General features: G+C 47.6%; 20 protein-coding genes and 1 pseudogene. 13 read left to right on the forward strand and 8 right to left on the reverse strand.

Annotated elements, in window-relative coordinates; all coding sequences use genetic code 11:
* Positions 1 to 10: 10 nt before the first annotated feature.
* The 3 genes from H6F51_02410 to H6F51_02420 all read right to left on the reverse strand — a co-directional run bounded on the left by H6F51_02410 (position 11) and on the right by H6F51_02420 (position 2,224).
* Positions 11 to 1,141, reverse strand: coding sequence for an acyl-CoA/acyl-ACP dehydrogenase (locus H6F51_02410; protein ID MBD1821372.1), 1,131 nt, complete (start codon positions 1,139 to 1,141; stop codon positions 11 to 13).
* 206 nt (positions 1,142 to 1,347) lie between these two features.
* Positions 1,348 to 1,890: an OsmC family protein gene (locus H6F51_02415; GenBank protein MBD1821373.1), complete on the reverse strand. Its 543-nt coding sequence runs from the start codon at positions 1,888 to 1,890 to the stop codon at positions 1,348 to 1,350.
* 88 nt (positions 1,891 to 1,978) lie between these two features.
* Entirely contained in the window at positions 1,979 to 2,224 is a 246-nt protein-coding gene (locus H6F51_02420) for a hypothetical protein (protein ID MBD1821374.1), read from the reverse strand.
* Positions 2,225 to 2,575: 351 nt separating this feature from the next.
* On the opposite strand from H6F51_02420, the gene H6F51_02425 reads away from it, so the two are divergent.
* The 9 genes from H6F51_02425 (at position 2,576) to H6F51_02465 (ending at position 8,574) form a co-directional block, all read left to right on the forward strand.
* Complete coding sequence (locus H6F51_02425; protein MBD1821375.1) at positions 2,576 to 3,781, forward strand: acetamidase/formamidase family protein; 1,206 nt, start codon at positions 2,576 to 2,578, stop codon at positions 3,779 to 3,781.
* 67 nt (positions 3,782 to 3,848) lie between these two features.
* Positions 3,849 to 4,109, forward strand: a complete 261-nt coding sequence (locus H6F51_02430) for a zinc ribbon domain-containing protein (protein MBD1821376.1) — start codon at positions 3,849 to 3,851, stop codon at positions 4,107 to 4,109.
* A gap of 202 nt (positions 4,110 to 4,311) precedes the next feature.
* Positions 4,312 to 5,271, forward strand: coding sequence for a GTP-binding protein (locus H6F51_02435; GenBank protein MBD1821377.1), 960 nt, complete (start codon positions 4,312 to 4,314; stop codon positions 5,269 to 5,271).
* A 47-nt stretch (positions 5,272 to 5,318) separates the two neighbouring features.
* Complete coding sequence (locus H6F51_02440; protein MBD1821378.1) at positions 5,319 to 5,834, forward strand: DUF1097 domain-containing protein; 516 nt, start codon at positions 5,319 to 5,321, stop codon at positions 5,832 to 5,834.
* Between the two features lie 36 nt (positions 5,835 to 5,870).
* The gene (gene nthB, locus H6F51_02445; GenBank protein MBD1821379.1) at positions 5,871 to 6,590 is read left to right on the forward strand and encodes a nitrile hydratase subunit beta; all 720 of its coding nucleotides are present in this window, start codon (positions 5,871 to 5,873) and stop codon (positions 6,588 to 6,590) included.
* A 30-nt stretch (positions 6,591 to 6,620) separates the two neighbouring features.
* On the forward strand, positions 6,621 to 7,229 hold the full coding sequence (gene nthA / locus H6F51_02450) for a nitrile hydratase subunit alpha (GenBank protein ID MBD1821380.1): 609 nt from the start codon (positions 6,621 to 6,623) through the stop codon (positions 7,227 to 7,229).
* A gap of 17 nt (positions 7,230 to 7,246) precedes the next feature.
* Positions 7,247 to 7,591 (forward strand): nitrile hydratase accessory protein, encoded by a 345-nt coding sequence (locus H6F51_02455; GenBank protein MBD1821381.1) that lies wholly within the window; start codon positions 7,247 to 7,249, stop codon positions 7,589 to 7,591.
* Between the two features lie 39 nt (positions 7,592 to 7,630).
* On the forward strand, positions 7,631 to 8,323 hold the full coding sequence (locus tag H6F51_02460) for a HupE/UreJ family protein (protein MBD1821382.1): 693 nt from the start codon (positions 7,631 to 7,633) through the stop codon (positions 8,321 to 8,323).
* A gap of 113 nt (positions 8,324 to 8,436) precedes the next feature.
* On the forward strand, positions 8,437 to 8,574 hold the full coding sequence (locus H6F51_02465) for a hypothetical protein (GenBank protein ID MBD1821383.1): 138 nt from the start codon (positions 8,437 to 8,439) through the stop codon (positions 8,572 to 8,574).
* 144 nt (positions 8,575 to 8,718) lie between these two features.
* Here H6F51_02465 and H6F51_02470 read toward each other — a convergent pair whose 3' ends face one another.
* From H6F51_02470 to H6F51_02480, 3 genes and pseudogenes are all read right to left on the reverse strand, one after another.
* The gene (locus tag H6F51_02470) at positions 8,719 to 10,080 is read right to left on the reverse strand and encodes an 8-oxoguanine deaminase (protein ID MBD1821384.1); all 1,362 of its coding nucleotides are present in this window, start codon (positions 10,078 to 10,080) and stop codon (positions 8,719 to 8,721) included.
* 262 nt (positions 10,081 to 10,342) lie between these two features.
* Positions 10,343 to 11,185, reverse strand: a complete 843-nt coding sequence (locus tag H6F51_02475; GenBank protein MBD1821385.1) for a cyanophycinase — start codon at positions 11,183 to 11,185, stop codon at positions 10,343 to 10,345.
* 223 nt (positions 11,186 to 11,408) lie between these two features.
* Positions 11,409 to 11,591: pseudogene (locus H6F51_02480) on the reverse strand (hypothetical protein).
* Between the two features lie 165 nt (positions 11,592 to 11,756).
* Here H6F51_02480 and H6F51_02485 point away from each other — a divergent pair.
* Entirely contained in the window at positions 11,757 to 13,676 is a 1,920-nt protein-coding gene (locus H6F51_02485; GenBank protein ID MBD1821386.1) for an acetate--CoA ligase family protein, read from the forward strand.
* Positions 13,677 to 13,688: 12 nt separating this feature from the next.
* Here the strand turns inward: H6F51_02485 and H6F51_02490 are convergent, their stop codons facing one another.
* Positions 13,689 to 14,390: a hypothetical protein gene (locus H6F51_02490; GenBank protein MBD1821387.1), complete on the reverse strand. Its 702-nt coding sequence runs from the start codon at positions 14,388 to 14,390 to the stop codon at positions 13,689 to 13,691.
* A 157-nt stretch (positions 14,391 to 14,547) separates the two neighbouring features.
* Positions 14,548 to 16,620, reverse strand: coding sequence for a sensor histidine kinase (locus H6F51_02495; GenBank protein MBD1821388.1), 2,073 nt, complete (start codon positions 16,618 to 16,620; stop codon positions 14,548 to 14,550).
* A 349-nt stretch (positions 16,621 to 16,969) separates the two neighbouring features.
* Here H6F51_02495 and H6F51_02500 point away from each other — a divergent pair, with 349 nt between their 5' ends.
* From H6F51_02500 to hisF, 3 genes are all read left to right on the forward strand, one after another.
* Positions 16,970 to 18,160 carry an N-acetyltransferase gene (locus tag H6F51_02500; protein MBD1821389.1) on the forward strand — a complete coding sequence of 397 codons (1,191 nt, stop codon included), beginning with the start codon at positions 16,970 to 16,972 and terminating at the stop codon, positions 18,158 to 18,160.
* A gap of 31 nt (positions 18,161 to 18,191) precedes the next feature.
* Entirely contained in the window at positions 18,192 to 18,575 is a 384-nt protein-coding gene (locus tag H6F51_02505; protein MBD1821390.1) for a DUF4346 domain-containing protein, read from the forward strand.
* 95 nt (positions 18,576 to 18,670) lie between these two features.
* The gene (hisF, locus tag H6F51_02510; protein ID MBD1821391.1) at positions 18,671 to 19,441 is read left to right on the forward strand and encodes an imidazole glycerol phosphate synthase subunit HisF; all 771 of its coding nucleotides are present in this window, start codon (positions 18,671 to 18,673) and stop codon (positions 19,439 to 19,441) included.
* The last annotated feature ends 33 nt before the right edge of the window (positions 19,442 to 19,474 follow it).

The raw sequence follows: 19,474 nt of genomic DNA on the forward strand, positions 1-19,474 counted from the left end.
CGGTGTTCTTTTACAGTTCATGCAGCATCTTTTTTAGCTGCTTCAAAGCTGGAGTGACGATCGCCACAAAGTAAGATTCGCGTAGCTTGCGTTCCACTTCTGCGCCATGTAAATAGCCTCTAGCTCCTGTGTGCAACATTGCAGCATTAGCGGCTCTCAATGACAATTCCGATGCTGTAATCCGGGCTTGGATCACGGCTTTGAGTTGAGTGCGATCGATTGTGGTTTTGCCCGTGATTGCATGGGCAAGTACAGACGTGTTTTGACGAGCCATTTCTAGCTCTTCACTCAAGTTATCAACTTGATCATCCAAAAAACAATTGACGTGCCCATAGCGTTGATTGCTACGCTTCATAATCTCAAGACACCTTGCGGTGAGTCCTAACCCCATGCCAACTTGCGTCAAAATAAATCCTGGACGAATTTGGTTGACATAGCTTGTACAGGGAGCCGCCAAAATCAATTCATCCGGGACAAACACATCGCGAAACACACAGCTATAGGTATTGCTGCCTTCTAATGCAATGAAGTGAGCATTTTGTCGCAGCGTCAGTCCCTCTAATTCGTCAGAGACGATCGCCATCAAATACTGATCAGAATCCGGCAATTGAGCCGCAATGCCGAAGTAATGTCCTGCTCCAATGTTAGAAACCCAGGGCAGCATTCCATTCAGCACATAACCGTCCGATCGACGTTCTGCAACCAGCGCAATTTTCTCAATTCCAGCAAAGTGCTTCATCGGGTTTGACAACCCAGTGCCGCCCAAACGCTTTCCCGTTGCGACTTGAGGTAAAACCTGCTGTTGCAGATAATTATTGTCACTATTCTGCATATACCAGGTACAAGCAATCTGGCACCAGGTCATAAACCCAGTACAGAGGCATTCTGCCGAGATTGCTTCGATCACTTGAATTGCAGCCCACAAACCATTCCCCGTACCGCCAAATTCTGGAGAAACTGCTTGAGCAAAACCACCAATAGCACCAACTTGGTGCATAAAAGTACGAGGATATTTCCCTTGATCGATGTCGGACACGATCGGTGCAAGATCAGTGCGAATTGCAGTATTCAATTGAATCAATGTGTCAGCGATCGAGGGAGGCGAGGTGGGTTCCGCAACCGAGCTAGAAATTAGTTGCATAGCTAAAACGGGGTTGTGAACAGTTCTGAAAAGAGATGATTAACTGTCGAAAATAACCTTCGTTCCAATCCCTTCCCTTTTAGGAAAGCTTCTGCTTGCTTCTTAGATGCCAAGGGATATGTCTTCTAAAGCCTGTAGGAGAAGGGATTGAAGCGTAAGAGACGTTGATTTGTACTGCAAAAATTAAGTAGGAGCGATGCCTCAGTCTATGCCAAAGCAACTTCCATGTTGACGGGTAAGCGTAAGGTGTTTGCAACAGGCGACCAGTAGTTAGAGTGTGCCACCAAGTCTTCTAGCTCCTCACGACTCGCATTGCCTTCTAAATCAACCTTGACGCGAATATCGGTAAAGCCGAGCCGCTTTTCAGCGAGATCCCCAATGCCCCAAACTCCTGTGATGTTGATGTCGCCTTCTAATTCTAGTTCTAGCTTTGTCAGAACAATTCCGCGCATTGTAGCGTTAGCATGAATGCCAACAGACAAACAAGAACCTAAACAAGCTAACACCGCTTCAGAAGGATTGGGGGCTGTGTCTTCTCCTAACAAACTCGGTGGTTCGTCAATCACATGAGCAGGCAAATCACGCACATAAGTCAGATTACGAAACTGTCCTTCACAGACCGTCTTAACCTTCAACGATTTGACAACGTTAGGATTTGCCTTTGCGGTTGCAGCTAGATTCTCCAATCCATCCTTGCTTACAGGGCGGAGAGGCGTTTTGACTTGCGTGGTAAAGGTTGTCTGAGTCATGATTCGATTCAAATAGAACGTTCTATCTATAAAAGCAGACTTCACTAAATTAATGTTGTGCTTGTGGTTACAAATTCTATGTTCAAGTTTACGTCTGAGCAAAACGAATTGGGTTGCTATTGACTGCAATGAGATGGTCGAGCCGGATTTCAGTTCCACTGTTGAGCCTCAAGAAATCTGCTTTATTTGCTGCATAGACATCCACAATGCGATCGTAAACTTCAATCGTTTCTCCCAGTGCATTGCGATAAACGATCGAGCAGACCTGGTGCAAAGTTGCCAATGCTTCAAGTTGGTCATAAAAATCACAGTCAACTAAGCGATAGTCACTCATAATCAGTTTTTCTGATAGTGATAAGCAGCAGTAAGCGTAGCAAAATTGGTTGTAACCGTTTGTGTAGAGACCGCTTTGGTCTGAAGTCTCAGAGATTAAAACAATCTGGAAGTACGCTGATTGATAGGCGCATTAAAGAATCTATTTTGGAAAATTGTCTCTTCCGACACAATCTCTCAATCGATAATTGTGTTCTTTATATCTAAGATTTAACGCTATGAACTGATTGCCATTTGAATCGATCGCACCTGAATTTAGTAGATCGGTGTTTTGAGTAGTTAGGCTGGCACGGTGTCGATATGCGACGCGGAAATAGAAATTGCTGCATCCTGTTATTTCAAGGAGAGAACTATGCCGAAGACATTGTTTAAGGTCGATCTCACTAAACCAATGGATCAGCAGGAATTGCCAGGACATAATCGCTGGCATCCCAATATCCCAGCAGTCGTTTCGGTGAATCCGGGCGAGGTGTTTCGGATTGAGTGTAAGGATTGGACGGATGGGCAGATCAAGAACAATGATGATCCAAAAGATATTGAAGAGGTCGATTTAACAGTCGTTCACGTTCTCAGCGGCCCTATCTGGGTGAATGGCGCACAACCCGGAGACATTCTTGTTGTAGATTTGCTCGATATTGGAGCGCTGCAAGGGGATGAGTGGGGCTTTACAGGCATCTTTGCTAAAGAAAATGGCGGTGGCTTTCTAACCGATCACTTTCCCAAAGCCGCTAAAGCAATCTGGGACTTCCAGGGCATCTATACGAGTTCACGGCATATTCCGGGTGTGCGGTTTGCGGGGATTACTCACCCCGGTTTGATTGGCTGTGCGCCATCGCATGAACTTTTGGCGACGTGGAACAAGCGGGAAGCAGAGCTAATGAGTTCTCAACCCGATCGCCGCACTTATGGAGCAGAAATCAAAGGCGATTTGGCAACGTTAGCTGCTTTACCAAATCCGAAGAATGCGATCTTAGGGCAAGTGGCAGCATCTGACTTCGATCTCATCGCCGCAGAAGGCGCTAGAACAGTTCCGCCTCGCGAACATGGCGGCAATTGTGATATCAAGAATCTGTCGCGTGGCACTCGGATTTACTTCCCGGTCTATGTAGAAGGAGCAAAGCTTTCGATGGGCGACATTCACTTCTCGCAAGGCGATGGAGAGATTTCGTTCTGTGGTGCGATCGAGATGTCTGGCTTTATCGACCTCCACGTAGACGTTATCAAAGGCGGAATGGACAAGTACGGCATGATCAATCCGATCTTTAAGCCGGGGCCTGTTGAACCGCGTTACTCTGAGTACCTTGTATTTGAAGGAATTTCAGTCGATGAGTTTACGGGCAAGCAGTATTTTATGGATGTTCACATTGCGTATCGTCGCGCTTGTCTCAATGCGATCGAGTACCTGAAGAAATTTGGCTTCACCGGAGAGCAAGCCTATCTATTGCTCAGTTGCGCTCCGGTCGAAGGCAGAATCAGCGGCATTGTAGACATTCCAAATGCCTGTTGTACAGTCGCCATTCCAACAGAGATTTTTGATCAGCCAATTTTACCTGTGTAACCAACAGACTCGATGAAGTGGGGTGGTTCTCATCCCCTAATTGTTCATGTAGCAAAAGATGAACGGTATGCCCTTATATGAATTTCGCTGTGAGAGCTGTGGCATTTTTGATGTGTGGCGATCGATTTCTGAATCAACGTCTTCGGCTCATTGTCCCACCTGCGAAGCTCCCGCCAAACGAATTTTTTCTGCTCCGGCTGTGTTGTCTGGTGGGCTGCGGCTGAAGCGCGAAAACCCAGAGCCACAACTGGTTAAACGCAAAACAGAGCCGGAAGCTCCAAAAAACAGAAGCCACGCAGGAGGGCGACCCTGGATGATTGGACATTAATCCAGTTCCCTCGATCGATCATTGCGTCTGCCTCTCAAGGCTATAAGCAAGTGAGTTTCAATTTGTCTCAATCACTACTTTTCTTCAGGGACATTAGTGGGACTAATAAACTCAAGCTCGATCGAATCAAAGATATAGACAGAATTTTCTTAAAGCAATCTCATTGCTCAACACTGACCAATCGTAGAAATCGCGCTAAATTATGCTGAGTTGCTCTATTCCTGTTACAGTCATTACTGGTTATCTTGGGTCAGGCAAAACAACACTGCTGAATCATCTTCTGCATCATGAACACGGTAAAAAAGTTGCTGTGATTGTGAATGAATTTGGGGACGTAGGCATTGATAGTCAGCTTGTGATGGATGCTGATGAAGAAATTTTAGAAATGAACAATGGCTGCATTTGTTGTACAGTTCGGGGGGATTTAATTCGGATTGTTGGTAACTTAATGGAGAAGCGCGAGAAGTTTGATCACATTGTGATTGAAACCACTGGATTAGCTGATCCAGCCCCAGTCATTCAATCCTTTTTTGTCGATGAAACAATGCGATCTAAAACGCAGTTAGATGCCGTTGTTACGGTTGTTGATGCGAAATATATTTGGGAGCATTGGGATAGCAATGAAGCGCAAGAACAAATTGCGTTTGCCGATGTTATTCTGCTCAACAAGATTGATCTCGTTTCTGCTGAACGGCTCGGAACGTTAGAACAGCGAATTCGGTCAGTGAATGCCTTTGCCAAACTCTACCGGACTCACAACTGCAATCTTGAGATCAGTTCGATTTTAGGAGTGAAAGCGTTTGACCTCAAAAATGCTTTATCAATTGATCCAGAGTTTCTCAACGAATCAGCGCATGAGCATGACGAGACTGTTTTCTCAGTCTCGATCGTTGAGCCTGGGGTTGTAAACAGCGACAAACTCACAACCTGGTTAAATCAACTCGTCCAGATTCAAGGTCAAAACATCTTTCGGATGAAAGGCATTTTGAATGTAGACGATGAGGATCGACGGTTTGTACTTCAGGGGGTGCATATGTTGTTAGACGGCAGACCGGGGCGACCCTGGAAATCCGACGAACTGCGGAGGAATGAGATGGTGTTTATCGGGCGAGAGTTGCCAGAAGCAGAACTCAAAAGCGGCTTCCAATCATGTCTGGTCTAGATTTTGCAGCAAGAACATAACCTCATCTATCAGTAGGATCTGATGATATGAAAAAGCTAGATGCGTACAGTGTCAGTATTGGGGTGCTAGGTGCGATCGATACTCATCTCACAGCGACACTCATTCTTGTCCCCGTGTGGGTAACGTTTATTGCTTGGGCATCGTTCTTTATCCTGGGAGGTAAGTCTTCAGGGCTTAAACAGAGCATTGCGTCTAATCTAACGGGAATCGCGATCGCATCTCTCACGCTTCTGGCGATCGCAGCTTTGGGAAGTAACCCTCTAATTGTTGCAATCTGTGTTGGACTTGGCAGCGCGGCAATGGTGCAAGCTTCAAAAGTTCCTTTATTGAGAGCAATTCCGGCGATCGTTTGGGGGTTTGCTTCCACGGTTGGAACCACGATCGCGACCGACAAAGCAATTACAACTCCAGGACTAGAAAATCCAGCACTCGTTGCAGCAGCAGCGATGATTTTAGGCGGAGTTTTCGGTTATCTATCAGAGATTTGGGGCGAAGCGATGACGACACAAGGCGTTCCCACGAGAGAGCAAACTCGCGTCTAGGCAAGCCGTGGATCATTTACACAGAGAAGAATCAAGATGAAACTACAGCACTACATTGGTGGAATTGAAGGATTAGCACCTTCTAGCTTTGAAAAACGGGTATTTGTTCAACCCTGGGAAAAACGCATCTTTGGCATTCACGTTGCCATGATGGGATTAAGTAACCATCTAGACGCAGTTAAAACTGTCCCGACTCGGTTTAAGAGCTTTTGGACTTGGGGGCATCTGCGTAAAGGTGCTGAAGGGATGAATCCCTTTGACTATTTCAAGTACCGCTACTATGAAAAGTGGTTGGGTGGAATTTCTGGCTTTTTTGTCGAATCAGGCTATGTTTCCAAAGAGGAGCTTGATGCAAAAACGACCGCCTATCTAGAAAAGCCAGATGCGCCCTTGCCTCAAGGTGGAGAACCCGCGATCGACAATCAAGTGATCGAGTATTTGCGGATTGGAGATTCGCCCAAATGTGAGGTTGATATTCAGCCCAAGTTCAAAGTGGGTGATGTGGTCACTGTCGGAAACCCGCCGCCAACGGAGCATTGCAAACTGCCAGGGTATCTACGAACCAAAAAAGGCGTAATTGATGTAGTCTATCCAGGCGCTTACAACTATTACTTTCCAACGGGAGATGGCGTAGGCGATCCGATGCCTATTTATAACGTCAAATTTGATTCTCATGAGATTTGGGGCAATTTGACTGAGCCGAAAACGTGGATCTATGTGCAAATTTTTGAAGCTTATCTAGAAGATCCAGCTTAACTTCTGTGGAACTGATAAAGGACAGGAATCATGACTGAAAGTATTGATCGCGAAACTTATAGTGCTGCTCGTGTGAGGGCGTTGGAGTCGCTCCTGATTGAAAAAGGAATTATCACCAGTGAAACTGTTGATAAGGTCGTTGAGTTCTTTGAAAAGGACATGGGGCCATTTAACGGCGCGAGAATTGTGGCAAAAGCCTGGATTGACCCAGAGTTTAAGCAGAAACTATTAGAGGATACGCCATCCGCGATCGCATCAATGAATTTCCCACGTGGTATGGCAGGAGCAGAAGGCGAACACATGAAAGCTGTGGAGAACACACCAGAGGTTTATAATCTGATTGTTTGCACGATGTGTTCTTGCTATCCTTGGCCCGTTTTAGGATTGCCGCCCTACTGGTTCAAAGATCCAACCTTCCGCGCCAGAGCCATTCGCGAACCTCGAAAAGTATTGCAAGAGTTTGGTCTAGACGTTCCTGACTCCACTGAAATTCGAGTTTGGGATACGAGTGCCCAGATTCGCTGGTTTGTATTGCCAGAACGTCCCACAGGAACCGAGGATTGGACTGAAGAACAGCTTGCTGCGATCGTCACTCCCGAAGCAATGCAGGGTGCAGCAAAAGTAGTTGTCCCAGCTTAAAAACCTTGGAGGATCAGATGCACGTCAAGTTTGAACAGTTCGCGGCAGCCAGTATGCTGGTTGATCCGAATGCACCCCCTCGAAATAACGGAGAACTGCTATTTGAAAGGCATTGGGAAGGACGCGCTTTTGGCATGGCGATCGCGCTCTCGAAGAAAGGTCACTACGAGTGGGAAGAGTTTCGCCAGCAATTAATCGCCTCGATCGCAGAGTGGGAAGCCACGCATTGTAAGGATGATCCAGACTGGGATTATTACCAGCGTTGGTTGTTGGCACTAGAGCGACTAGCGTTGGACACGAATTTAATTTCGCTAGAAGAGCTAGAGCAACGAACGACTGAATTGGTAAAAGATTGCTTCTAGTTCTTCCGTTAAACAACACGCATGATCTGTGAGGGATGAATGATTCAACACTGTAAGGCTTCTCGATTCACTGCTTTCAACCAAAGTATTCAGACAAAAGGGTTCATTGTTCTAAGCGCCATGAGTGTGCTGCTCATGACTTCTCCAGCAATGGCGCATCATCCAATGGACGGGAAAACGCCGAGTAACTTCTGGGAAGGATTTTTGTCAGGATTAGCACATCCCTTGATTGGTGTCGATCACTTTGCTTTTATCGTGACGATCGGGTTATTAGCAGCCGTAAAACGACAAGGAGCGGCAATCCTATTCGCTTTTATGGGGTCTGCGATGGGCGGAACCGGGTTACATCTTCTCGGTTTCAATTTTGCAGGAATTGAACTATTGATCTCCGGAACAATCCTGCTATTTGGCTTTCTGCTGACTCAAAAGAACGATTTGAAAGCAATCACTGTCCTGAGTGCGATCGCGGGCGTGTGTCATGGATATGCTTACGGCGAAGCGATCGTGGGGGCACAGATGACTGCCGTATTCGCATATTTATTAGGTTTCACTGGCATTCAGTTGTGTATCGCGGCGATCGCCTCTAGACTAGGCAAAGCGTTGCTGACACGCTCTGGACAACCGCAATTTTTCGACAGCTTACGATCGACGGGGTTCGTAGTTTGTGGGATTGGAATCTCGCTTCTGTTCTCTCAGATTGTAGATGTCTCTGTCTCATTCCTAAAAGGGTAATTCAATTCGACGGCACATCACAGGCGCTGCGAAGGTAGATCAGAACAAAGCCAATCTAGAAGGTTGACCAGTTTCCGACTCATTACCGTCGAGCGCGTTGAGAGTCTTGATCAATGCGGCTTGGTTTTGTTGCAGTGAATGCAGCCGTGAATGGGTCGCATCTAAGCCCGAAGCCTGTGAATTTGGCAGTAAAAGCGTTGAACATATTGCCTGCTGGCAGTCCCCCGATGGGTAGAGAAAATCAGTATTAACCCAGCGCGTTAAAGTTCCATTGGGTGCGGCTTGGATCAAATCAGCATTAACGGTTGCAACAACGATCACATCTTCAAACGTTGTGACTCCCTGAAATAATAAGAGATTTAATCCTGATGTCAGTAGTGTAACTTTGGTTCTTTCTACAGGTAGATTAGCTGATGTGCTAATCGATTGTGTTCCTCGATCAAAGTCGGAAGATCAATCGTAGTGATTTGTCCTTGATCAACAATCTTTCGACCATTGATAAAACTATAGTCTACAGTATTGACCTGGCAGAAAATCAGTGCTGCTACTGGATCGTGAAGCGCCCCTGCAAACTCCGGTCGATCGAGATTGATGGCAATGAAATCGGCTGACATTCCCGGTGCTAGATAACCAATGTCGTCACGCCCTAAAACCTTTGCGCCTCCAAGCGTTGCCAGTTCTAGCGCCTCCCGTGCCGTCATTGCAGCAGCATCTAACTCTCGGACTCGTGCCATTAAAAATGCAGTCCGGGCTTCATTCAAGAGATTCGAGGTGTCATTTGAGGCGGAGCCATCAACCCCTAAGCCCACGGGAACATTATGATGAAGCATCTTACGAATCGGCGCCAGCCCGCTTGCAAGTCGCATATTACTACAAGGACAATGCGCCACTCCAGTTCCAGTTTTGCCAAACTGTTGAATCGCTTTATCGTCTAGCTGCACACAATGCGCGTGCCACACATCAGAACCAATCCAACCCACTGAGGCTGCATAGTCTCCAGGGGTCATACCAAAGGTCGCCAAGCTGTACTCAACATCAGAGTTGTTCTCAGCCAAGTGAGTATGTAATCGAACACCGGAGTACGATCGTGCCATTGCTGCCGATTCTCGCATTAAGTCTTGCGTTACAGAGAACGGAGAACAGGGTGCAAGCGTAATCCGTAACATTGCATGACGATCGTTGTCATGATATTGCTCAATCAATCGTTGGCTATCTTTCAAAATATCTGCTTCTTTTTCTACTACCGAATCTGGCGGCAGTCCTCCCTGACTTTCCCCCACGCTCATGCTGCCCCGACTGGCATGAAACCGCAGCCCAACCACTTGCACTCCCTGAATTTCATCATCAAGCGTACTACCATTCGGATAGATATAGAGATGATCGCTTGCGGTTGTACAGCCTGATCGAATTAGCTCAACGGCTGCCATCTGAGCGCTGATATACACGGCTCTTGGAGTGAGCTTTGCCCAGATTGGGTAAAGAGTTTGCAGCCATTTGAACAAGTCACAGTTCTGAGCGGCGGGAACAGCACGGGTGAGCGTTTGATAGAAGTGGTGATGTGTATTGACAAGACCGGGAAGCACCACAGCCCGATCGCTCAAGTCTAATACTTCATCTGCGGTTTGCGGTAGTTCTGCTGTGGCTCCAACTTGCTCGATTACATTGTCTCGAATGAGCATTGCTGCATTGCGAATTTCCCGTCGGGTTTCATCCATTGTCACTAAGGTATGGATGTTTTTAACAAGCAAGGTAGGCATAAGATTCGATGCGTTTGATTGACAGCAATGAGCGATCTCTAACTGTTCAAGACTCACACCTATTAAGTTGTTAAGTGTCAAACTGTTTGATCATGCTGTCGTCCAGAATTACAGCCTTTTCCAAGCAGGTTTTTAATCTTCAGCAATTCTTTAACATCAGATCGAAAAAAGATACTAATCCAAGATGATCGGGTGTTCACCAAGCTTTGAAGAAGATTGCTTGGCAAACACCATAAACACTTCGTAGTTAACTAAAGATAGATTAATTAAAGATGGGCGATCGCTTCTCCAAATCGAATTTGTAGCCACTCGGCAGCACATGAAGCGTTGCACCACAAAACGCTAAATCCTCGTCCGGTAACAATGCTTCAATGTTATTGTGTACCACCGTAGATTCATCGACGATCGTCACTGCACCCTCGCCGATCACTTCTACAATCTTGCCGTTGACGACGATCGCAGTATTTTCATCAATTCCAAAGCCCAGACTGGCAGGCTGTTGCGCCAAAGCGGAAAGCAATCGTCCTAAACGTCCGCGCTGTGCGAAGTGTTGATCAATCACCACATTCGGCAAAAATCCCATGCCGCGATCCATCTCAGCCACTTCGCGTCGTGGATTGGTTTCACCTTCACCGACCACAATCATCATATCGGGCATCATTGCTGCACCTGCGCTGGTTCCCGCGATCACAGCACCTTCGGAGAAGCGTTTGTGTAGCATTGCTTCGAGTTCTGTATCTTTGAGGCATTCTGTAATCCGGGCTTGATTGCCTCCGGTAAAAAAGATTCCGGTCGCTTGGGTAACATCCTCGATCGCTTTTGGATCACCGGCATCATCACGGTGTGCAGTATCAACCACTCTGACATCTTCTGCACCCAAGCGGCGAAAAATTCCAATATATTGTTCTCCAACTTCGCCCGGTAATCCGGTTGCAACCGTCATCACTACAATGCGTGACTGAAGCCCGCCCGCACGGCGCACAAATTCCCGCAGAATCTTACATTCTCCTTCTTTGTCTTCTGCACCCCCAATAATCACAAGTTCTCCATGTGTTTCTGGCAGTGCTACGCTCTCTTGGGCTTGAGTGTCAACCTGACTCACCATAACTATGCTCCAGTCGCAATATCAATTAACTCAACTCAAGCACATCCAGGCAAAACGCCATCACAACCAAATGGTAGATTTAGATACACTTAAGCTCAGTTCTGAGACTGAACTTTTTGAGACTGAACTATTGTGGTCGAGACTCATTCGATCGCCGACGATAGCTTTCCATCATCAACATCAACCCCAGTCGGAATTGATTAAAGCTCGTCATTTCCGGCTGCATTAAGTTGATTAAAAATGCTTTGGCGCGTTCTAACGGCAAATGTCTCGGTTTACCTTTATAAACAATTTGATACTCGCCTTCATATTCGCCATCGCCATAGCCTGAAATTAAGTGCAGATGGAACGCTTCTTCTGCTAAAGCATGAACTTCTTCCCGTAGATGATCTGTAGAGATAGTCATACTATGTTTCCTTATCTTAACTTAGTTTGGTTGTAATCATTTTGAGTAGGGTTTGTCACCCTGCCAGGGTTCTACGTCTTCTGATGTTGAAGAAATATCTACAGATAGACGCGATCGTTCCGCTCACTTAAGTACAGTCTCAACGTAGAGATGAACGGAAATCTTATGGTGCTCGATCGCGTGTCTGAAGTTAGCCGAGTCAATGCAAGAAAGACGGATGCGTTTGACATCTTCAACATTCGCTATTACATGGGTGCAAATCCGTATCTATCAACGGCAGCGACTGTATTTGATTTTGCACAAACTGAAAATCAAAGTGTTCTGCCGTTAGAAAAGTATGCGAATGCCATCAGCGATCGCTATCCTCATTTCTACGAGATCTCGTTCAAATCTCATGCTGATTTATTCGCTCAAACGGTCGCCCACCTGAGCCAGCTTGAGATGGAACTGCATTTACAGCATTGGAATCTGAAAGCTTATCCAAAGTTTGATCGAATTGCGATCGAAACGCTACACGCTCGTACCAGTCGAGAAATTATCTTTTCAGCCTGGGATTGGTTTGAGGCAATTACACAAGGGCGAGATTTCGAGATTGGTGATCATATTGAGGTGCTACAGGCACAGTTTCGTCGATCGACCTATGGCGGCCCTACAGTTTATGCACTGCTGAAGTCGGCGCATTCCCAGGGAATTCCCGCTTTCTATTTGTGGGATGAAGGCTTGATGCAATATGGATATGGTCGTAAGCACGTTCGAGGGATTGCAACTACGTTTGATGGTGATAGTCATCTTGATTCAGATTTCACAACGCGCAAAGATGACTGTAAAGCATTCTTGAGTACACTAGGCTTTCCGGTACCCAAAGGAAGAATTGTGAGTACCTTCAAAGAAGCTCAAAGTGCAGTCGATCGACTAGGCTATCCGGTTGCAGTCAAGCCTGTGGTTGGACATAAAGGCATTGGTGTTACTGCAAATATTCGCAGTGATGAAGACTTAGAAGCCGCCTTCGATCGAGCAGTAGATGCCGTTGAACCGGAGCATCCGGTGGAAATCATTGTTGAGCAGAGCATTGAGGGCAGTGATTTTCGATTGTTGTGTGTAGATGGTAAGTTTGTTGCCGCAACTGAGCGCCGTCCGGCTTCAGTGATTGGAGACGGTAAATTAACCATTTCAGAACTTATCGCTCGTGCGAATCGCTCTAGTGAACGTAGTGATACTCCGACTTCACCGCTTGGAAAAATTAAAGTTGATGATGCAATGGAGCGGTACTTAACTGAGCAAGGCTTTTCATTAGACAGTGTGTTAGAGCGCGATCGTGAAGTTTATCTCCGCAAAGTTGCCAACCTTTCTTCAGGCGGGCTGAGCATCGATGCCACTTCAAACATTCACCTGGATAACATTGTTTTAGCGCAAGATGTCGCTCAACATTTTCGCTTGACTTGCTTAGGAATTGATATCATTACTCGCGATTTGAGTCGCTCTTGGAAAGAGGGCAACTTTGCAATCATTGAGATTAATGCAGCTCCGGGTGTGTTTATGCACATGAAGCCCTCTGTGGGTCAAAGTGTTGATGTCACCACTCACATTCTCAGAACATTCTTTCATGCAGGGGATACTGGTCGCATCCCGATCATTACGTTCAATCGCGTCACCCTTCCAGAACTACAAGAAGCGATCGCTTATATTCTCCGGCATCATCCGCACTGGACGATTGGAGCCGTCTGTCAAGATGGAGTATTGATCAATCACTCTGAAAAACCCTTGCACTCAGACTACAACACCAATGTTCAAAATCTCTTGCGGCATCCGAAGCTAGATTTGCTGATTGCTGAATATCCTGAATCAGTTCTCGATCGCGCTGGAATGTTCTACACCAATAGCAATCTGGTGATTTTGAATGATCCCACTGACATTGAAATGATGCTGACGCGGGACATCTTTGAAGATACGAGAGTGGTGATTAAGCAGGGAAGTACGGTTTCAACTCAGCATCAAGGATTGATCGAACAATTCTCGCTGAGTGCAGCAGAAGGATTCAGCCGCGTTTATCTAGAAGCGATCGCCGCACTGATCCTACCTGCTTAACCTACAATCACACTAAAACAAGTTGGTGGGCTGAATGTATCGGGAGTTTGCCCGCACCAAGCAGTTATCACTCGTTCTCAGCCAGGGCACACCATTTGAGGTAGTCATTGCCAGCCCAGAACGATCGCGGTACGCAGTAATCGGCGTTCCAGTTTTATAGGTCTTTCTGAGTGCACCATTCGGTGTTGCGCGACAGTTGAGAAAGCCATCTGCTGACACGACCCGCCAACTGCGCCAAGTGGTAGACTGGGTGCCACCATTCCACTGATTGACGATCGCAGGCGTAAAATCTCCTCGCGCATCTGGACGGGGCAGCGCATCGACTAATCTCAGCGTCGTGGTCTGCCCGATCGCCGGACAAGCTTTTCCGCCTGTGACTTTCCAAGTGACCGAAAACGTTTGACTGGGGCGATTGTTGAGAATGTCGATCGTGCCTGTACAGACTTGCTCCGCTCCTCCTCCTGAGCGAATGTCTCGAAACGTCCCCTGATAGCGCGACACGGCACTTTCTGGCACTGGGACGCCGGAGACATTCGCCGACCCAATCCAGTCTCTACCCTGAATTCGAGTTACGTACTCAACGATCGGTTTCCCATTGCTTTCATCCAGCACAAAGCGAGTTTGTCCGGTTTGTGTAGTGTAAACGGCGGCGGAGGCAGCCATCGGAAAGGCAAGCGACAACGCACTCACCACTAAAAGATAGCGGTATTGCATGAAACAGTCCTCTAATTTATTGTTCGTTGAAAACTACGCTTGCGCGGTTTGCCGTTACGGAAGCAGTCAATAGAGTTTTACAATGCTCAAAAAAATAATAGAAAGAGTTCCATCAACACTGAGCCGCTAACTAGCAACCATCCGGCTTTCAAAATTCCTAGCTTCGGGTTCCTAACCCCTCAATCTTTCTGCCGGACTGCTCGATCGATCCTCCGATTGGCTCACTGCATGGAGCATTCACCTTTTCATCGATCGTACTTTTAGGCTTTTCGCTACTAGATGCTACCCACGGCAACCAAATCCGAAATGTACTGCCCTTATCGGGGACTGACCAAAACGACAGCGTTCCCCCGTGCATTTCTGCCAAGCGTTTCGTCAAGGCAAGCCCTAACCCAGTCCCCTCGTGCTTACGAGTCATGGATGAATCCACCTGCTGGAAGGGTCTAAATAGCAGGTGCCACCGATCTTTTGGAATGCCAATGCCAGAATCTTCGACTTCCAGGCAAAGATAAGAGGTTTCTTGATTAATCGGGCTGCGATCGGGGCGCACATCCTGAACGAGTTGATAGCCGTAGCCGATTCGCGCCACCAGCGAAACCGTTCCCCCTTCGGGCGTAAATTTCACTGCATTCGATAAGAGATTCAGCAGCATCTGGCGCACCCGCAACTCATCTAAGGGAACGCGATCGCAATCGGCATTAAAATGCAGCATCAGCTTTAATCGTTTCAGGTCAGCAGTCGGCTGCACCATCTTGAGGCAGTCTTGGCACAACTCGCGAATCTGGATCGGTTGCAGATTGAGTTCGGCTTTACCCGCTTCGATTTTGGCAATATCAAGCAGATCGTTAATGATTTGCAGCAGGTGCATTGCCGAACGATCGGCTTGCTGAAGAAACTCTAGTTCTTCTTCGCGGCTATCACACAATCCTTCACGGACTAATCGCACACAGCCGATGATTCCATTCAGCGGTGTCCGCAATTCGTGAGAGGTGGTGGCTAGAAACTCGCTTTTCACCTGATTGGCAGACTGTGCCTCTTGCCATGCGGCTTCTAGCTCACTGGCTCGCTCTTCTAGTCGTTCGACCATATTATCGAGCGCTTCTGCAAGATAGTTGAGTTCGCGCACTTTAAAGTTTTTGGGAGCGCGTTCGCCGTTGAATCGTTGCCGAATTTTCAGCGCGTATTCGCTTAACTGCTCGATCGGAAGCGCTAAATCACGAGTGAGGTAGATCGTGGCGAGCAAAATTGCCGTTAAGAGTCCTACTGTCAGGATGACCAGCACTTGTTTGATGTCTGTCAAACCGTAGAGCGCGCTATCTACTGAAGTGGCTGCCAACACTACCCAAGTCGAAGATTCCCCGCTTTTCAGCGATACCTGAATCGCGCTGCCGCCTGCCATCCATTCTGCACCGCTCTCTTCAAACAGAACGGGATCAAGCGATTCTTGCTGATTGGTGGCACGATCGCCCACCGTGCTATTGGCGATCGCGGTTTCAAACGCACGCTGAAGCTGTTCTGCGTTGGCTCCTTGGCGAATATTGCGTCCGATGCGCTCGGCGATCGGGTGGGCCAAAATGACTCCAGAATCGTCAATCACGATGGTATAACCCGTGGTCATCGCGTTCAGCGCGGGTTCCGGCTTTGAGTAGAGAGATGCTTGGACACTCAGCGCATACCGCCCCTCTTGCTTCTCTGATTTCAGCGTTACAGGCGCACTCACCACTAAATTAAGCTGATGATCAACGGATAGCTCTCCAGTTTTCGCTGGTGACGCGAGAGCAACCTGAATATGTTTAACATCGACAATATTCGAGGGTGTGGAGTAATTTTGCCAGGGATCAAACGGAAACTGGACGATCGCCTGATTCCCACAAGTGCTGGATCTAACGGTTCCATCGCTCACGTTGATCAGTTGGACACATTGAAGCGCGATCGGAGAAGAGCGTCGAAGCTGCTCTAGAAAATCGTAGGTGGATTGCGCGGAATTAAGCTGTAGCGCTGAAGAGGTGGCAGCGAGTGCAAGATTTGATCGCAAGCTGGCGATCGAGGTTTGTAGCGCTTCGGCTTTACGAGAGGCGCTGGCGGTGAGATTATGCCGTGCCGTTTCGAGCAGTCCTGCTCTTGCTTTTTTGTACGCAACAACCTCACCTGTCAATAGCACCGGAATGCTGAGCAGCAACAAACGTCTCAGCAGGATGCGACGGAATGAGGATTGGGATGACTTCGCCATAAGCCCTTTATAACCGGAGTAAGAGACGCAGCAGCACAGTAGAGCAGCACCGATGATATAAAGTGACGCACAAGTCAAAGCTTACCGCGATCGGGGAATCGCTCGAAAGAGAAGGGAAAGATCAGCGTCATGATCTTGAACGAATTTCCGCTGAAAAACGTTTCTTCACTTTAACGGTGATAAAAGATTTTTGCCATTCTCAATAAAATTCTTCTGGGATGTGGAGAGAACTGCAATCAAATCCGCCTTCTTCCGAGTTTCTAGGCATTGAACAAGTTCCACGCAGTAAAGCGTTATGCCAGATTTGAGCAAATCTATTACGCTGTATGAAGCATTCTAAAGTCTGGTTATGGTTGAACAACTCCAGCCCCGTACCTCGATCGCGTGGATTAATCGAATTTCTGAAGTGCCGCAGGCGGCTTGGGATGCGTTGGCAATGCCGCTCTCAACGCCGTTTCTGGAGTGGGACTGGCTGCATAATATGGAGACTTCTGGCAGTACAACGGCTCGATCGGGCTGGATGCCGAATCATCTGACGGTGTGGCGCGATCGCGAACTAATTGCAGCGGCTCCCCTTTATATTAAGGGACACAGCTACGGGGAGTTTGTGTTTGATCATCAGTGGGCGGATTTGTCGGAACGGTTAGGGGTGCAGTATTACCCGAAGCTGTTGGGAATGTCGCCGTTTACGCCAGCCGAAGGATATCGGTTTTTGATTGCGCCCGGAGAAGATGAGGATGAGATCACAGAAATGATGGTGAGCGCGATCGATCATTTTTGCTCCCGCAATCGGATTTCTGGCTGTAATTTTCTCTATGTTGATCCCGAATGGCGGACGGTGATGGAGCGGCATGGATTTAGCTCCTGGATGCACCATAACTTTATCTGGTCGAATCAGGGGTATGAGAGCTTTGATGATTATTTGAATGCGTTTAATGCCAATCAGCGCCGCAATATTAAACGAGAGCGTAAAGCCGTAGTGAATGCGGGATTGACGTTTAAAGCGCTGACTGGGGATGAGATTCCTCGATCGCTCTTTTCGCAGATGTACAGCTTTTACAGCGATACGTGCGATAAGTTTGGCTGGTGGGGCAGTAAGTATTTAACCAAGAAATTCTTCGAGCAGCTTCATCCAACATATCGGCATCGCGTGGTGTTTTTTGCGGCATTTGCAGAAGGAAATGACCACCCGATCGGGATGTCGTTTTGTTTAAGCAAGGGCGATCGTTTATACGGGCGCTATTGGGGCTGTAAACAGGAAATTGATTGTTTGCATTTTGACGCGTGTTATTACGCGCCGATCGAGTGGGGGATCAACAACGGGATTCAAATTTTTGATCCGGGAGCAGGAGGACGACACAAGAAGCGGCGCGGATTTCCGGCGACTCCGAACCATTCTTTGCATCGGTTTTATAACGGTCGCCTGTCTCAAATTTTGCGATCGCACATTGATCAAATTAACGATCTCGAACAGCAAGAAATTGATGCAATTAATCAAGAATTGCCGTTTAAGCAACAAACGATCGACTTCAAAATCTAGAATTGATCAGGAGATCCATATTTTTGCTGACATGACTCAAGCTGTTTTCAACCCAGTTGCCTTTGATGATAAGTTGTCGAATCGATTCATTGAACTCGATCCGAGTGGCTACTTTATTATTTATGTCGATCGTGCCTCGCGTTTAATTTGTGCAGAGCATTACACGAACACGATCAACGAGAAGGGTTTAGCGTGTGATCCCGAAACGGGGGAGCCGCTCCCTTGCGGTGGTGAACTAAAGCGCAGACCGACGAAGACCTTTAAAGGCAGAACTGCAAAGGAACTGTGTATCGAGGTGTTTGAGAAGCCGGAAACTTGCTGCGTTTCTCGATTAGATCATGCTGCTTATTTGGGACGCGAGTTCGTCAGGGCGGAGCAGTGTTTGTTGAGCGATCGGGAATACGTGCAGGATTAGTTCAGCGTAGGATGGGCCGAACTTGCAGCAATTTCCTCTAGACTCCCGCTCCAAGTTAGCGCTACGATCCTTTTCCCACCAGAAAGTAACTTGATATGTTGGCAAAACGAATTCTGCCCTGTTTGGATGTGAAAGCGGGGCGCGTGGTTAAAGGGGTTAATTTTGTAGATCTACGGGATGCGGGTGATCCGGTGGAACTCGCGCAGGTTTACAACGAAGCGGGCGCGGATGAGCTTGTGTTTTTGGACATCACCGCAACGCATGAAGATCGAGACATTATTTACGATGTGGTGTACCGGACGGCGGAACAGGTGTTTATTCCGTTGACGGTCGGGGGCGGGATTCAAAATTTAGACACGATTAAGAAACTCCTCAGAGCCGGAGCCGATAAGGTCAGCATCAATTCGGCGGCGGTGCGTGATCCGGATTTGATTAACCGAGCTAGCGATCGCTTCGGAGTTCAGTGTATTGTCGTGGCGATCGATGCCCGTCGTCGGGAAGATCCCACCAATCCAGGTTGGGATGTGTATGTGCGGGGCGGTCGGGAGAATACCGGAATCGATGCGATCGCTTGGGCGAAAGAAGTCGCAGCGCGGGGTGCAGGAGAATTACTTGTGACCAGCATGGATGCGGATGGAACGCAGGCGGGGTATGACCTGGACTTGACAGGTACGATCGCTCAGCAAGTGGAGATTCCGGTGATTGCCTCTGGCGGTGCAGGGAATTGTGAACATATTTATCAAGCCTTAACCGAGGGAAAGGCGGAAGCTGCGTTATTGGCATCGTTGCTGCATTACGGGCAGTTAAGCGTTGAGCAGATAAAGACATACTTAAGCGATCGCCAGGTTCCCGTGCGACACGCATAGAATGACTGAACTTAGAGGAGTGTTCCGGTCGCG

It is taken from the genome of Cyanobacteria bacterium FACHB-DQ100 (genome assembly GCA_014695195.1).
Lineage (GTDB): Bacteria > Cyanobacteriota > Cyanobacteriia > Leptolyngbyales > Leptolyngbyaceae > Leptolyngbya.

Bases quoted from the DNA above. Each gene is read 5' to 3' on its own strand.
- H6F51_02485 (MBD1821386.1), top strand. From the start codon at position 11,757: ATGGTGCTCGATCGCGTGTCTGAAGTTAGCCGAGTCAATGCAAGAAAG.
- H6F51_02470 (MBD1821384.1), bottom strand. From the start codon at position 10,080: ATGCCTACCTTGCTTGTTAAAAACATCCATACCTTAGTGACAATGGAT.
- nthB (MBD1821379.1), top strand. From the start codon at position 5,871: ATGAAACTACAGCACTACATTGGTGGAATTGAAGGATTAGCACCTTCT.
- H6F51_02410 (MBD1821372.1), bottom strand. From the start codon at position 1,141: ATGCAACTAATTTCTAGCTCGGTTGCGGAACCCACCTCGCCTCCCTCG.
- H6F51_02455 (MBD1821381.1), top strand. From the start codon at position 7,247: ATGCACGTCAAGTTTGAACAGTTCGCGGCAGCCAGTATGCTGGTTGAT.
- H6F51_02500 (MBD1821389.1), top strand. From the start codon at position 16,970: ATGGTTGAACAACTCCAGCCCCGTACCTCGATCGCGTGGATTAATCGA.
- H6F51_02490 (MBD1821387.1), bottom strand. From the start codon at position 14,390: ATGCAATACCGCTATCTTTTAGTGGTGAGTGCGTTGTCGCTTGCCTTT.
- H6F51_02435 (MBD1821377.1), top strand. From the start codon at position 4,312: ATGCTGAGTTGCTCTATTCCTGTTACAGTCATTACTGGTTATCTTGGG.
- H6F51_02475 (MBD1821385.1), bottom strand. From the start codon at position 11,185: ATGGTGAGTCAGGTTGACACTCAAGCCCAAGAGAGCGTAGCACTGCCA.
- H6F51_02430 (MBD1821376.1), top strand. From the start codon at position 3,849: ATGCCCTTATATGAATTTCGCTGTGAGAGCTGTGGCATTTTTGATGTG.
- H6F51_02420 (MBD1821374.1), bottom strand. From the start codon at position 2,224: ATGAGTGACTATCGCTTAGTTGACTGTGATTTTTATGACCAACTTGAA.
- H6F51_02415 (MBD1821373.1), bottom strand. From the start codon at position 1,890: ATGACTCAGACAACCTTTACCACGCAAGTCAAAACGCCTCTCCGCCCT.
- H6F51_02465 (MBD1821383.1), top strand. From the start codon at position 8,437: ATGCGGCTTGGTTTTGTTGCAGTGAATGCAGCCGTGAATGGGTCGCAT.
- H6F51_02440 (MBD1821378.1), top strand. From the start codon at position 5,319: ATGAAAAAGCTAGATGCGTACAGTGTCAGTATTGGGGTGCTAGGTGCG.
- nthA (MBD1821380.1), top strand. From the start codon at position 6,621: ATGACTGAAAGTATTGATCGCGAAACTTATAGTGCTGCTCGTGTGAGG.
- H6F51_02505 (MBD1821390.1), top strand. From the start codon at position 18,192: ATGACTCAAGCTGTTTTCAACCCAGTTGCCTTTGATGATAAGTTGTCG.
- H6F51_02495 (MBD1821388.1), bottom strand. From the start codon at position 16,620: ATGGCGAAGTCATCCCAATCCTCATTCCGTCGCATCCTGCTGAGACGT.
- H6F51_02460 (MBD1821382.1), top strand. From the start codon at position 7,631: ATGATTCAACACTGTAAGGCTTCTCGATTCACTGCTTTCAACCAAAGT.
- H6F51_02425 (MBD1821375.1), top strand. From the start codon at position 2,576: ATGCCGAAGACATTGTTTAAGGTCGATCTCACTAAACCAATGGATCAG.
- hisF (MBD1821391.1), top strand. From the start codon at position 18,671: ATGTTGGCAAAACGAATTCTGCCCTGTTTGGATGTGAAAGCGGGGCGC.